The organism is Pedobacter sp. Bi27 (assembly GCF_918698255.1).
In the GTDB taxonomy this organism is placed as follows: Bacteria; Bacteroidota; Bacteroidia; order Sphingobacteriales; family Sphingobacteriaceae; genus Pedobacter.
On the sequence record NZ_CAKKMW010000002.1, the window covers coordinates 149,277 to 165,282 of the forward strand.

General features: G+C 38.8%; 8 protein-coding genes. 2 read left to right on the forward strand and 6 right to left on the reverse strand.

Translation table 11 applies throughout. The annotated features are described in order from the left end of the window. The first annotated feature begins 159 nt into the window (after positions 1-159). Both LQ227_RS06030 and LQ227_RS06035 read left to right on the forward strand, forming a co-directional pair. Positions 160-3,201, forward strand: a complete 3,042-nt coding sequence (locus LQ227_RS06030; protein WP_230145830.1) for a DUF2723 domain-containing protein — start codon at positions 160-162, stop codon at positions 3,199-3,201. A 370-nt stretch (positions 3,202-3,571) separates the two neighbouring features. Continuing rightward, positions 3,572-4,126, forward strand: coding sequence for a transposase (locus LQ227_RS06035; RefSeq protein WP_230148687.1), 555 nt, complete (start codon positions 3,572-3,574; stop codon positions 4,124-4,126). Positions 4,127-4,326: 200 nt separating this feature from the next. Here the strand turns inward: LQ227_RS06035 and LQ227_RS06040 are convergent, their stop codons facing one another. The 6 genes from LQ227_RS06040 to LQ227_RS06065 all read right to left on the reverse strand — a co-directional run bounded on the left by LQ227_RS06040 (position 4,327) and on the right by LQ227_RS06065 (position 15,892). Further along, the gene (locus LQ227_RS06040) at positions 4,327-5,289 is read right to left on the reverse strand and encodes an acetyl-CoA carboxylase carboxyltransferase subunit alpha (protein WP_230148689.1); all 963 of its coding nucleotides are present in this window, start codon (positions 5,287-5,289) and stop codon (positions 4,327-4,329) included. A gap of 605 nt (positions 5,290-5,894) precedes the next feature. Further along, complete coding sequence (locus LQ227_RS06045; protein WP_230145828.1) at positions 5,895-7,454, reverse strand: S10 family peptidase; 1,560 nt, start codon at positions 7,452-7,454, stop codon at positions 5,895-5,897. A gap of 157 nt (positions 7,455-7,611) precedes the next feature. Then, entirely contained in the window at positions 7,612-8,013 is a 402-nt protein-coding gene (locus LQ227_RS06050) for a hypothetical protein (RefSeq protein WP_230145827.1), read from the reverse strand. Between the two features lie 435 nt (positions 8,014-8,448). After that, a complete protein-coding gene (locus LQ227_RS06055) occupies positions 8,449-10,788 on the reverse strand; it encodes a family 20 glycosylhydrolase (RefSeq protein WP_230148691.1) in 2,340 nt (779 codons plus the stop codon). A 228-nt stretch (positions 10,789-11,016) separates the two neighbouring features. Next, entirely contained in the window at positions 11,017-12,597 is a 1,581-nt protein-coding gene (locus LQ227_RS06060; RefSeq protein ID WP_230148694.1) for a SusD/RagB family nutrient-binding outer membrane lipoprotein, read from the reverse strand. Between the two features lie 19 nt (positions 12,598-12,616). Beyond that, a complete protein-coding gene (locus tag LQ227_RS06065) occupies positions 12,617-15,892 on the reverse strand; it encodes a SusC/RagA family TonB-linked outer membrane protein (protein WP_230146695.1) in 3,276 nt (1,091 codons plus the stop codon). Between the last annotated feature and the right edge of the window lie 114 nt (positions 15,893-16,006).

Sequence of the window (16,006 nt, forward strand, 5' to 3'; positions counted from 1 at the left end):
TTTTGTTTCTCAAATAAATTAAAATCCTTTATGTTAAAGGCCTTAAGCCGTTAAAAATTGTTAAATCAATCCAAAAATTTACCTGTTTTATCGACTAGAATAGTTAATTTCGGCAGCATTTTTATGTGAAAACAATTTTTAATATCATTAAACAAACCAATGAATTATTCAAAAGTTAATAATATAGTAGGCTGGATCTGCTTTTTAATTGCTACACTAACTTACGTTTTAACCTTAGAGCCTTCTGCCAGTTTTTGGGATTGCGGTGAATTTATCGCATCGGCATTTAGAATGCAGGTTGTTCACCAACCTGGTGCGCCTTTGTTCTTAATGATCCAACGTTTCTTCTCTATTTTTGCAGCTGGAGATTTAACCAAAATCGCTTACTGGATGAATGTTGGTTCGGCTGTATCGAGCGGGGCAACTATCTTATTCTTATTTTGGACCATCACCGCATTGGCTAAAAAAACGGTATTAAAAGCCGGTGAAGAACTAACAACTGGTAAATTGATCAGCATTATGGGTGCAGGTGCCGTTGGTGCTTTGGCTTATACTTTCTCTGATAGCTTTTGGTTTTCGGCAGTAGAATCAGAAGTTTATGCACAATCATCGTTATTCACAGCAATTGTATTCTGGGCTATCCTTAAATGGGAAGCGCATGCCGATGAGCCACGTGCCGATCGTTGGTTATTGTTTATTGCCTATATTATGGGTTTATCAATCGGTATCCACTTGTTAAACCTGTTAACCATCCCAGCACTTGCTTTTATTTATTATTTCAAAAGAACAGATAAAGCAACAACATCGGGAATTATTAAAACCCTTATTGTTGGTATTTTAATCTTAGCGGTAATCCAATATGGTATTATCCAATACCTGGTTTCGTTCGGTGCTTATTTCGATTTATTCTTTGTTAACACATTAGGTCTGGGTTTTGGAACAGGCGTTTTATTCTTCGCTATTTTATTAATCGGCGCCCTGGTTTGGGGAATTCGTTATTCTATCCAACACCAAAAGAAATTATTAAACCTAGGCTTAATCTCTACCGTATTAATCATTTTCGGTTATGCATCATTCTCGATGATTATCATCAGGGCAAAGGCAGATCCGAACTTAAATAACAGTGCGCCGAAAGATGCTTTCTCTTTCTTAAGTTACCTAAACCGTGAGCAATATGGCGACAGGCCATTGGGTTATGGCCCTAACTATAACTCTGAAAGAGTTGGTGTAACCGAAGGAAAAACCATCTGGAGAAAAGGAAAAGAAAAATATGAGGTAGCGGGTAAAAAAACCGATTACGAATATAACAACAACACCTTATTGCCACGTATGTATAGCGATGACCCTAAACATGCGGCTTTTTATAAAGAATGGATGCGCTTAGATGATACTAAAAACCCTACTTTGGTAGATAACGTTGGTTTCTTGTTCAGCTATCAGATTGGCTATATGTACATGCGTTATTTCATGTGGAATTTTGCTGGCCGCCAGAATGACGAGCAAGGTCAGGGTAGCGGACATGAAGGTACCTGGATTAGCGGCATTAAACCAATTGATGCTATGTTGAGAGGCAATCAAAGCAATCTGCCACCATCAACCGTTGATAATAAAGCGTATAACCGTTTCTTCTTTTTACCATTAATTTTAGGCGTTATTGGTGCACTTTGGCATTTTAAACGTAACCAAAAAGATGCGGGCGTTGTCGCATTACTATTCTTCTTTACCGGTATTGCCATTGTATTATACTTAAATCAAAAACCATTAGAACCCCGCGAAAGGGATTATGCTTATGTAGGATCGTTCTATGCCTTTGCAATATGGATCGGGCTCGGGGCACTCGCCATTAAAGAGTGGTTGTTTAAAAAACTAACGCCAACTGCCGGTGCCATTGGTGCAACCGTGATTGGATTACTGGCTGCACCGGTAATTATGGCCGAGCAGGGATGGGATGATCATGACCGTTCTACGAAAATGGTTCCGCATGATATTGCCTTGGATTACCTACAATCCTGTGCGCCAAATGCCATCTTATTTACTTATGGCGATAATGATACCTACCCACTTTGGTATATCCAGGAGGTAGAAAATGTTCGTCCTGATGTGCGTATTGTAAACTTAAGTTTATTCGATACAGATTGGTACATTAACGGTTTAAGACAAAAACAAAACGAATCAGCGCCTTTGCCAATCACGATGAAACCTGAGCAATATGTACAGGGAGAAAGAGATGTAATGCCATACGATGATTACAAAATTGCAGGTAGTATTGAGCTTAAAAACGTAGTTGATTTATTGCTATCAAACGATGAGAGCGATAAAGTACCAATGCAGGATGGATCAAAATCTAACTTTTTACCAACTAAAAACCTTAAAATCACGGTAGACCCGCAGCAAGTAATCAGTACAGGAACAGTACCTGCAGCCGATGCTGCAAAAATTACTACTACAATGGATTGGAAGTTTAATAAAGGTTATGTTACTAAAGGAACTTTGGCCATGTTCGATATCCTGGCACATAACAACTGGAAACGTCCGATTTATTTCGCTTCTACCGTGCCTTCTGAGCAATATAACGGCTTAGATAAGTATTTATACAGCGAAGGTTTAGCCATGCGTTTATTACCGCTTAAAGCTGATACGACAGCATCTGAAGATAGGCCAGAGCAATTAAATACGCCTGTATTGTACAATAATGTGATGACTAAATTTAAGTGGGGAAATATGAAAACCGCTAAATATTTAGATCCACAGTCATCAGATGATACTTTCATTTTCACCAATCTCTTCAGTAGCTTAACCAACAGCTTAATTAAAGAAGGTAAAACTGCTGATGCCAAAAAAGTAGTAGATAAATATTTTGCAGTAATGCCTGATAAATTCTTCGGCATCCGTACGGTTGTTGTGAAATTCTACATGGCTGAAAACTTATATAAATTAGGTGAAACGGCCAAAGCGAATGATATTTTAGACAAATCAGGCGATTATATCAGTAAAGAATTAAACTACCTTGCTGATATTTCACAATCAAAAGGTTTAACCGGATCGCAGAACATTCAAACAGGATTATATTACCTGGACAGAATGATTAAAACGAGTAAAGCTGCAGGTCAGGACAAATTGAGCGATAAGCTGCAGAAAACGTTTAACAGTTTAGAAGGCCGTTTATCGATGTTTTTCCCACAACAGGGGCCACAACAGTAAACGGATCTGAAAATAGCTTACAAAGCAGCTGCATTAATTTGTAGCTGCTTTTTTTGTTACCGCTTGCGCTCGTTTTTAACGAGTGCAAAATTGCTTTACGATTCCATCGTAAAGGATGATATAAATCTAAATTTCTGATAGGTCGTAAACACGACCAGCTATCTACACACTCGTTGGAAACGAGCGTGAGCAATCACGAAATGCTTGCGCTCGTTTCTAACCAGTGCAAAATGGCTTTACGATTCCATCGTAAAGAATGATATAAGTCTAGATTTCGGATAGGTCGTAAACACGACCAGCTATCTACACGCTCGTTAGAAACGAGCGTGAGCAATTATGATTTTTCTGAATTAATAAATATTTTTATTAAATGTCAGATCAATATCAAGCCAGAGATCCGGAAGGCATCTATTTTTTAACTTTTACGATTGTAGATTGGGTCGATATATTCACTCGTTCAACTTATAAAGAAATTATTGTAGATTCATTAAAGTATTGCCAGTCTAACAAGGGCCTTATTCTGTATGCTTATTGCCTGATGACCAACCATTTACACCTCATTTCATCTGCGAATGGATGTGTAAAGCTTTTTGAAATAATTAGAGATTTTAAGAAGTTTACAAATAGGGCTATTATTGAAGAGATTAATTCAGGAAATGAAAGCAGGAAAAACTGGTTGCTGAATAAATTTGAATTTGCAGGAAAATACCTTACAAGAATTGAGAATTACAAGGTTTGGCAAGATGGCTACCATGCTGTTGAATTAATCAGTTCAGATTTTACATTTCAAAAGCTAAATTACATCCATCAAAATCCAGTTAGAGCTGGAATTGTATCAGAGCCTGAACATTATATTTACAGTTCCGCAACTAATTATCATGGGCTTAGCGGACTAATAGAAATTGAGTTACTAGACATTGATTAATATTTATTGAACGCTTGCGCTCGTTTCTAACGAGTGCAGCAGTAGCTTTACGATTATATCCTAAAAATCAAACCAAATATATAAATAACTAACACCGTAAAATACGGTAACCTATTTACACGCTCGTTAGAAACGAGCGTGAGCACAAAAAAATCCTGTTCAGCATTGCCAAACAGGATTCAAGTTTATTTTTTTAATGATTATTCGTTTACAACACCCATTGCACAGAATTTATCAATCCGCTGTTCGATCAGTTTATCAGTTTTTAGTTTACCTAAAGCAGCTAAATCTTTAATGATGTAATCTTTTAAAGTTCTGCCCATTAACTCGGGATCCTGATGCGCACCTCCAAGTGGTTCTGGAATAATACCATCGATTAATTTGTTGCCAAACATGTCATCAGAAGTTAATTTTAAACATTCAGCAGCTTTCTCTTTAAAATCCCAGCTTCTCCATAAAATAGATGAGCAGGATTCAGGTGAGATTACCGAGTACCAGGTATGCTCTAACATATAAACTTTATCACCAATACCAATACCTAAAGCACCTCCTGATGCACCTTCGCCCACAACAATGCAGATAATCGGCACACGAAGAATAGACATTTCCAATAAGTTTCTGGCAATAGCCTCACCTTGTCCACGTTCCTCGGCCTCTAAACCAGGGTAAGCACCCATAGTATCGATAAAAGAAACAACCGGTTTATTAAATTTTTCAGCCAAACGCATTAAACGCAAAGCTTTACGGTAACCTTCTGGGTTGGCCATACCGAAATTACGAAACTGACGCTCTTTGGTGTTTTTACCTTTCTGATGACCAATAACCATTACCGTTTGACCATTTATGGTGGCAAAACCGCCAATAATCGCTTTATCATCTTTAACTGTTCTATCGCCGTGCATTTCAATAAAATCATCGCAGATCATATTGATGTAATCGAGTGTTTGCGGGCGATCGGGATGACGGCTCATCTGAACCTTGTTCCAACCGGTTAAATTTTTATATAAGTTATTGGTAGTTTCATCTAATTTACCATCAAGCTCGTCTAAAGTGGCAGACATATCTACCTTAGTTTTTTCGGCAACTTGCTTAACCTTTTCTATCTGCTGAACTAAATCGGCAATAGGTTTTTCAAAATCGAATGATGTTTTTATTTGCTGCATAATTGAACCACAAAAATAAGTAATTATTTTTAGTTTGCAGTGAACAGTTTTTTGTTTGCTTTTTTGAGGAGATAAATCTGTTTAAGAGTTGACAACTTTATCATCATTGTGCCCATGAAAGTTGTCAACTCTAGAATCTCAAATTAGAATTTATTGATGTTTTATTATCAGTCTTTATAATTTGAAAAGCAATTGCAGTAATTCTTTTTTAAAAGCAGTCCTGCCATTTGCTTTAGCCCAGATGAAACCTGTGAAATAAGCAAGCACACCGTAAAAACAAAATAGACAGTGCTTAAATCTGGGGCTGTCGCAGCTGTCAGGTTTAGATTACGCCTGCCTGTGCTACTATGAGGGGTTTCCCTGCCACCGTCCTAACCCAACTAGCCCTGATTGAAGCGGAGATCTTTTTTTTCACCCTGAGCGGAGTCGAAGGGCAAAAAAGATCGGAGCGTAAAGCAGGACGAACGATAATTATTGCACCACAACTGCGCTCCAAATAAAACCCGAAGAATTATCTCTATAAGAGTTGACAAACCATCCCTTGCCCCTTCAAGAGAGGAAACATACACTTTATTCTTAAAATCCTTAAATCCTCTAAATCCTGGCTAGAACTTAGCAGCCTCGCCTGCTTTTGGTAATGCTTTTTTAATAAACTCACGGATATGGTTATTGGCCGTTTTCAGATCATCTTTACGTAAATACATCATGTGCCCACTGCGGTAACCTTCCCAGCTCATTCGGTCTTGCAGTTTACCTGCAGCATCTAACTGCCACATGCTGTATTTCGCATTGAAATAATCGCAGGCACCATCGTAATAACCTGATTGCACTAATAAATGGAGGTATGGATTCTGTGCCATGGCCTGGCGGAGGTTATCGCCTGTCTGATCGCCAGTTTTATCCCATGGGTAAACGGAACCGAACATATTGTACTTTAAATCGGTTTTATAATTCAGCTCGTTGCGGATGTACATATTGATGGCTGGTGTAAAAGAATGCAACCAAGAGGTTAGCTCTGCATTATAATCGGGTCCTTCGCCAGCACTCATTTTATCGATACCACGATAGCGGGAATCTAATCTACCAACAGTAAAACCTTTATCTCTCAGCAGTTCTTTCCAAAAGAAATCAGTTGGTACATTAAGGTTGTAATCTAATATCACTTTTTCTGAAAGGCCGGAATAACGCGCCATTTTTGTGGCAATGGCTTTCTTTTTATCGGCACTCAACATCCCGCCCTGCGAAATAGCTGGGATTAATTCATTAATGGTAAAATTTTCAACCTCAGGAAGCATGGCTGTTAAATCTTTGCCCTGTAAATCGGCCGCAAGCGCCTTATGATACCAGGCTGTAGCTGCAAAATAGGGTAAACGCAAAGCCGCATCAACAGGGCCACTACGCTCAATACCAAGTTCTGTTGGCGAAACCAAAACCACACCGTTTAAATACATCCATTGGCTGTTTTGCAGCTCTAAAGCCAAACCCGAAACGCGTGTGGTACCATAACTCTCGCCAATTAAAAATTTTGGAGAGGCCCATCGGTTATTGCGGGTTACAAAAGTATTGATCCACTCGGCCAGGTATTTGATATCGGCACGTACTCCAAAGAACTTATTTGTTGGAATATCTTTACTCACCGCTCTCGAATAGCCAGTATTGACCGGATCGACGTAAATAATATCGGCAACATCTAAAATAGAATATGAATTCTCTTTATAACCATAAGGCTGCACAGGATAACCTTCGTCATCAATATTTAAAACCACAGGACCTGTATAGGCGATGTGCATCCAAACTGAAGCTGAACCCGGACCGCCGTTAAAAGAGATTACTAAAGGTCGTTTATCGCGATTTTGCACATCACTGCGTTCGTAATAAGTATAAAACAAACCTGCAATTGGTTTTCCGTCTTCATCCCAAACCGGCAAGGTACCTGTTGTGGCCTTATAAGGAACCGATTTACCATCGATATTTACAGTGTGATTGGTAACAACAGAACTTTCTACCTTAATGGCCCTTTCGTTTGCTGAAGATTTAGGTTCATCTTTAACGGTAACCTGGGTAGTGGTTACGGTTTCTTTAGATTGGCTTTTTCTTGGTTCTTGTTGTGCATATGCAAAAATGCCCATGCTTAAAAATGTAGCGAGTATAAATCTGAATTTCATTGTTTTGGTTTGGTTTCTAAATATCAAACTATTGTAGCGTTAATCAAAAAGCGCATTAGAAATGTTACCATAAAAAAACCAGCATTGCTTTTGGCAATGCCGGTTCTGCAAAAAACTGCTGCAATGAAGCAGTAGACTCTTTATTTAGGCTGGCAATTTAAATCACCACCGCTTCGGCGCTTGTATCTGAAATTTGCCAGCCAATAGTCGGGTTTCCAGTTACCAATACATCTACAAAATATTCATAATAAGATCCGGCCTTATAACCTTCAAAAGTATCGGCGTAAATTGGGCCTGAGGAATGGGACACCGAAGTCAGCGGAACGTTGCCCTCTCCTTCTATGCTTACTGTAATGCTCGAATAAACCTGCCCGGTGGTATACTGTAGTGTTGCCACCGCAGCCAGGCCATTACTGGTCGTGAAATTTTTTGTAACCGTAACTACCCCACGGCGCATAACCTTTTTAGGGGAAAGGGCAACTTTTTCGGGCGTAAAACTACTAAACAGACAAACTGTAAAAGCTAAAGAAGCTACGAGTAAAGCAATTGTTTTTTTCATTTTCTTTGGTTTAATGGGTTAAATTTTAAAATATTAATTAAAAATCATTTGTGTACAGCGCCAGAAAATACAGCTACAATCTTACGCAATAGTAAAAGTGAATAACCATTAAATTACAGGTGAGATTACAATAGCTTGTTGATTAAATATAGTGCTTTATTGAGGAGATATTTTCCCAAAATAACGCACAAACGTTTGATTAACAATCTAATACTAAATCATAAAAAACAATCAAATCAAAGCGCTACGCCTGTTTAATATTACAGCTTAAATCTACTTTAAGCATTAGAAAACAAAGTCTAAAACCGACACAGCACAAACGTTTGCTTAAAATATTATCAAAATACGGGAGACAAAAAAGCCGATACCACATTTGCGGTATCGGCTGGTAAAAACTGATTTAATCGAGACGGGTTATTGTTTAATCCTTTTTTATCACTTTAAGGCCAGAATCTCTTCGTCTGACAATACCTTGTTCCAAACTTGTAATTCATCTAACTTTCCTTTAAATCCACCAACTGTTTGAAGTGGGAAAAACAAAGTTTCTGATTTACGCACTTTCGTTTTGTCTTTATCTGTAAATGTAATCCAGTTATCGTACAATCGTTTTTCAAGTTTACCATTCACATAAAGATTGGTGCCTTTATTGGTTCCGGTTATGATCACGTGTGTCCAGCTATTTTCGGGCACAGCATATCCAAAATCGATATCATAACCTTCCCTTGAAAACCCAAGTTTGCCCGTACCTGTCTGTTTTAGTTTTACAGTAGCGTTAGGCGATTTGAATAACAGCGCACCGTCCAAATTGTTATTGGCAGGGTTTACCCAAAAAGAAACCGTATAATTATAACCTATTTCAGCGTATGGTAACCTGGCATAACTATCTTTTCCTGAAAATGATAAAGCGTTCTTTAAATATCCTTCTGTATAAGTTGCACCAGTAGTTTTAATTTGTTTGTCCTTTTTATCGAAATTAAACTGGGCTGTAAATGGCGCATCGTTTTTAGATAGCTTTCCATTTATGTTTAATGACGGGCCTTCTCCTATCTTCTTGCTCAAAACGTTAAAATCCTCGAACGTTAAAGTTGTATTATTTCCTCCCCACATCTTTTGTCCTAATACCTGCATGGCGGGAAATACCCTATCATGTACATCTTTTTCTGTAATTCCGTTGCCTACAATATCATTCCACACGGCAAAAGAGCCACCTAATATAGTAGGATCGCCAGGTGTAAACTGAATATTTCCAATCATAGAAGGGGTCCATTTGTTATAAAGATTTTTAATGTTCAGGTAATCATAATAGTAGCCTGCTGCAGGTACAATATATAGCCATCCATCGGGCGTACTGATTTGCTTATAGCCCAGTTTCTTCATTTCAACAGGGTTGGCATAACCATTGTACCAGGTGTTCATCACCACATTTTCTACTTTTACAGGAGTGGTACCTTTTGCGTGTGTTAATGCTCCCCACAGCCTAACATCCTTCCCAAAACCTTCTACATATTTAATCATGTGATCGGTAAAAGCCCTAAAAACTTCTGCATCTTTTTTAGCATATTCATCTGTACCAATGTGAACCGCTTTACCCGAAAACACGGGTGTGCTACCAGAAATATATTCTTTAAATACATTTTCCATAACCGTATAACTAAGTGGGTTATGGAGATCAAGGTGATCCATACCATATGCTTTACTGCCAATTTCGGGAACTACCTTGGTAAAAGCCAGCGCATGTGCCGGTGCATCAATTTCTGGAATAATACGGACCGCATAATTATCGGCTAACTGTTGTAGCGCCATAAATTCCTTTTTGGTATAAGAACCATCTTTTGCTGTCAGCCCAGGGTAGGTTGCATTTTCTAAGCGGAAAGACGAATAGGTATCAGCCCAATTATCATTGAAGTATTTTTTAAAGCCATTGTCATTTAAGTGGATCTGAAAATCGTTCAATTTGTAATAAGACATGAATTTCACATAATCTCTTAAAAACTGTAAACTAAAGAACTTACGGCCAACATCGAGCACAAATCCGCGTACTTTAAACGCTGGATAATCTCTTGCCAATCCTTTTGGAATGGAATTTTTCTGCTCCAGTAGCTGCAATAAAGTTCTTGTTCCCCAGAATAGTCCCTGATATTTTACTGCGCTAATGGTAATATGTTCATCTGCATTAAAGTAGTATCCTTCTTCGCCGATGCTTTTGTCTGTTGTACTTAAGGATAAAAAAATATCGCCTTTTTTAGCCTTACCTTTCACAATTAACAGGTTAAACCCCAACTGATCTTTCAACTCTTGTTTTAAAATACTTGCAGCGTTCTGCAGCTGTTTCTCATTCGCTGTATTTAAAACAATTCTGCTAGTGGCAGTTAAAGAGAAATTGCCTTTACCACCATGCCATTCTCGTAGAGCAGGAATTACAAAAGGCTGCGGGTTAATACCACCGTCCGAAAATTTCCCTGGCACAACAACCTGTTTAGATACATCATACTTTATCGAATCGCTTACCTGACTAATCAGTTCGAAATACAAGTTGACATTTGTTGCAACCAGTGGCGTGGTAATATCGCCAGATGAATTTACTATTGGTTCGCGATTACTTCCCTTGAATACCAGAGAATAACCTTTTGGGCTTTCGGGAAAAATAACTTTCTTGTCGCCAGTCTTTATTGCTTTAATGTTGGGTACTGATTGAATAACCGTGCTGTCGGTTTGACCGAATAAAAGACCTTGAGTGACAATAACGAAACCAAGAGTAAATAGAATGCTTTTCATGTGTAAATGATGAATTATTATAATTAGCGTTTAGCGTATTCCGTTAAACACATTACAGTTTTAATACTGAAAATGATGTACTTATGAGTTAAAGATAAACTAAACTTCTTTATACGCTCATGTAAGTTTTGCGCAAACGTTTGATGAAAATGCAATGGAAAACACTAGAATAAAAAAGCCGACACTGCATAAGCAATGTCGGCTAGTAAAAAACCGGGATGATATAAATTATTTATCCCACCAAACTTTTCCTACCAGCTTATCGCCTCCTGGAACAGCAGCAGATGCAGCTTTATAATTTACCGCATTAGTAACGCCTTCAAAAAGTGGATAAGGGAACCGACGTGGAATTGAACCACCTGTATTGGTATTTGGATATACAATAGGCACTAGCGCAGGAATACCTGTTCTTCTCCAGTTCGACCAGGCCTCGTAAAAATCGAGCATGGTAATGGTATGTGCCCAATATTGGGTACCAATCATTTCTAAACCATTGGCCGCCACATATGGATGGGCGGTTAAATAAGCCGCAGCATCCGTTCCGCTTACCGCCATTGATGGATCATATTGAGAAAGATAAGTCATTGCAGAAATTACACCGGCATTGTAATGTGTAGCTGCCGAACCTCCAATACCGTAACGTTGTGCCGCCTCTGCCCAAAGCAATTCCGTTTCGGCATAGGTAAGGATAAAAGTATTACCATCTCTTTTTAACATACCCGGATTTGGAGATGAATAATCGGTAAAATCAGTATAAGAGGGGTCCTGACGAACATCTCTTCCTGCAATACCACTTAGATCTTTACCATTTGGCATCCCTTTTTGTACTGCAGGATTAGTCACGAAAGCAGGATTTTGATCTTTGGTTCCATCCGTTAAATATAATTTGGTTACTGCTACCCTGCCCAAACGAGGGTCGTTATTCGTTTTTAAATAATTGATGAAGGTACTGCTCCACCTGGTGTAAAAATTCTCCTGACCGCCATCACCTAACAAAACCTGTGCGTTTCTGTTCTGCGTTACACGGGCGCCGTTGGTATCGTGTTTAAAGAACGCATTGTCCGAATCGCCTGTCATGGTTTTACCAACTGCTTTGTTAATGTAAGTCTGAGCTAAAGTGGCATCAGCTTTGGTTAACCTCATGGCCATTCGCAACATTAAACTATTTCCAAAACGTTTCCATTTTGCAATGTCGCCAGCAAAAACAAGATCGCCGGTTACTTTATCGCCACTTGCATTTAAGGCAGTGCTCGCTTCATCAACCTCTTTTAACAAATCGGTATAAATAGCCTGCTGTGCATCATATTTGGGATATAAATTTGCAGTATAATAACCTCTTCCGGCATCAAAATAGGGTATATCGCCATATAAATCTGTTAATCGCTCAAAAATCAGGGCTTTCCAAATTCTACCCATCTGATAAACGTTATTATACTGGCTTTTCCCTTTGGTAAACTCAACTAAATCGGCAGCGTACTTAACCTGATCGGGATAAGCTTTTTCCCAATAAGCTGCTGTATAACCTTCATTAAGCATGTATTTATCACCTGCCCAATAACCAATTACGGATGACATGCCCTGCATCATGGTAGAAGCATAGATTAAATTACCCCTCCAGGTCTCGTAGGCAAAGTCGATGCTTCCGGTATAATTTAACTGGGCGGTAGATAAAAGAAAGTTTGGGTTATATTGCTCTTGTCCAACTGATGTTGGATCTGTATTAATTTTTTCAAAGTCTTTTGTACAACCAGCTATCAGGGCTAATCCAGATAATAAAAGTGGTACGTATAATTTTATGATCGTTTTCATTTTCAATTCGTTTAAAGGATTATAACTTAACACTTAAATTTAAACCGTAGGTACGCACTGGCGGCACTCCGCCGAGCTCCATACCCGGAATGGTTGCATTATAGCTCGACTCGGGATCGATGTTGTCTGTTTTCTTCATCAGGATGAATAAATTACGCCCAACAAAACTCACATTTAAACCTTTAATCTTATTATTGAACATTTTTCCAGGGAAGTTATAACCCAGAATAACTTGTCTGAATTTGATAAAACTTGCATCCTGCACAAACTGCTTTGATACGTTATTGGCAAAAGTGCTGTAATAATTTGCTGCATTTATGCCTAACGCATCACGGTTTTCTAAAGTAGCCTGATGCAAACCAAACACATAACCATAATAATCAGTGGCAGAGAAAATTTTGCCGCCCCATTTACCATCAATCAGGAATGAAAAGTTAACACCTTTGTAGTTAAACTCGTTGTTCCAACCAGCAGTCCACTTATTGTAGGCTGAACCATAAGGTTTCAGCTCTCCTCTTTCTGGAATACCATTGGTATCTTTTATAATATTACCATTAGCATCGTATTTATAATCGTAAGCCATTACCTGTGCAATAGCCAATCCTTCTAGATTCTGTAAAAAGCCCACATTACTCCTTGACGTTGCCAAAGGTTGCGAAGCTGTACCAGGTGCAAGCGTTAATACTTTGTTATCATTATACGATCCGTTTAAAGTTGATGTCCAGCTGAAATCTTTATTTTTTAAAACAACGCCCGATACTAAAGCTTCAACACCGCGGTTTTGCAACTTGCCAATATTTAAAAATGCCCCGTTATAGCCAGTTGTGGTTGAAGTAGGAACAGCAAGGATCTCATCTTTCGATTTTTTGTTGTACCAGGTAAAATCAACACTAAGGCGATCGCCAAAGAACCTCATTTCTGTACCAACTTCAAGTTCACTTGCGCTAGATGCCTTTAATGTAGCATTCGGGATTGCAGCATTTACAATATTTCCAAGCGAACTGCCATTAATGGTTTCACTACGTAAATTATAATAAAGCTGTGTTTGGAAAGGCGTGGTTGCCTGACCAACATTGGCAAAACCCGCTCTTAATTTACCAAAACTCAAGAAAGATGGCTTCCATAATTCTGTAAAAACAAATGAACCGCTGATAGATGGATAAATGGTATTTAATTTATTATCTCTGCCGGGCGTGGCCAAGGTAGAAAACCAATCGTTACGTGCACTTCCTGTTAAATATAAAATATCTTTATAAGTTACTTCTAACGTTCCATAAACAGATTGGGTTTCCTGATCAGTCTGGTAAACGGCTACCGCCTTCCCTCCTGTATTGGATAAATTATAAACACCAAAAATCTGGAAAGATCCGCCTGTATTTGTGGTTCCGGCACCTTTGGTACGGCGGTAACTTGCACCAAAATTTGGGGTAATTGAAAAATCGTCTATTTTAAAAGATTTACCAATCAACGCATCCACATTAATATCAGAGAATTTACTGATCTGTTCGGTGTAACCTCCGTCGGCATCATAAGCCGTACCGGATGGGGTAACCGCAACGTAATTGTCGTTATAGGAATCTCTACCTGCACGTGCCTGTAAAAACAATCCGTTATCAAAGGTATATTTTGCACTAATAGAACTTAATAAACGTTCTCTTTTGGTATTGTGAATAAAATCATAAGCAGCAAACCAAGGGTTAGTAGCATAGGTATTACCTGTATTATACGAAAGCTCAGTTTCATCAGGTTTTTTACCAGGCTTTAGCGTTTCAATATTTACACTGGTTGGTAAAAATGCTGCATTATAATTGGCGTTACCTGCACCATCAGAAACCATTGGCCTATTTTTGGCTTGTTCTAAAATATAGTTAAAACGTGCATCAATCACTAGGTTCTTTATTGGATCGAAAGTACCGGAAAGGGTAAAATTTTGTCTGTTTAAACCAGAGTTAGGTACAACCGATCTATTGGTTAAATCGCTTGCAGATAAGCGCATTACGCCACCGGTAAAAGATTTGTTTAATGCCAGGGTATTAGTAAACGTTCCTCCTGTTCTGTAAAAATCTTCAATATTATTCTCCTGAGCAGAATAAGGCCTGCTCACACCATCAAACTGAACTACGTTAGAACCATCTAATCTGGCCCCCCAGCTCGAGCTTCCTGTAGAAGCTGCTGCCAATTGCGTAGCGGGTTTCTGACCATTTACACCTTGTCCGTATATATATTGCCAGTTGGTTCTATCCATCACCTGCTCGGCAACATAATTACTGCTAAACTCAATATTGTTCCCCTTGCCACTTTTAGTAGTGATCAGGATTACGCCTGCTTTAGCTCTGTTACCATACAGTGCTGAAGCTGCAGCACCTTTCAAAACAGAAATGCTTTCAATATCATCAGGGTTTAAGTTGCTGATCGCATCTCCTAAATCTGGTGCATTATCATATTGACCGCCATTATTACCAATACCAATAGTGCTCCCAAAACCAACCGGTGCACTTTCCATTGGAATACCATTAACAACATACAGTGGCTGACTTGACGGACCTAAGCTAGATACACCACGGATGGTAACGTTGGTGGCCGCACCAGCACCTCCGGATGTACCGGCAATATCTAAACCTGCTACTTTACCCACTAAAGAGTTGGTAATATTATTTTCACGAGCCTGGGTTAGCGTTTCGCCGCCAACCTGCGTAACCGAGTAACCTAAGGCCCTTCTTTCTTTTTTGATACCCAAAGCAGTAACCACCACATCGGTAAGCTGTTTGGTATCTTCTGATAGTACGATATCAATATTGGCCTGCGAACCGATGGCAATTTCCCTGGTTTGAAAACCAGCATAAGAAATTACCAGAATAGCATTTTCAGGCGCATTTAATGCAAATTTACCGTTCACATCGGTAGAAGTACCAATGCCTGTTCCTTTAACCCTAACACTTGCACCAGGCAAAACCCCTCCAAGGGCATCTTTAACGGTTCCCGAAATCGGGACTTCTTTATTTTTGCTAATTACAATCAAGCCACCATCCGAAACAGAATATTTCAGGTTGGTTCTGTTTAAAATGGCTGCCAATACATCAGTAACCAAAGTATTGGTTACAGTAATGCTTACATCCTTGTTTACCGGAACGTAAGAAGAGCTGTAAACAAAATGGTAACTGCTTTGCTGCTCAATAATCTGTAATACCCTGGCCAGCTTTGTTTTCTTAACATCCAAAGAAATTTTTTCCTGAGAAAAAACCGATGCCGAAACATTAAGACAGGTAATGAAAACCATAATACAGGCTAGTTTCATTAGCATAATGAATTTTAGAAGCGCTTTATATTTTGGGCGCCCTTGCAGTAAGTAATAATAAATCATATTTTTGTTTTTTTGGTTGCATAAAGTTCTTGGCAGCAATCTGTTTGC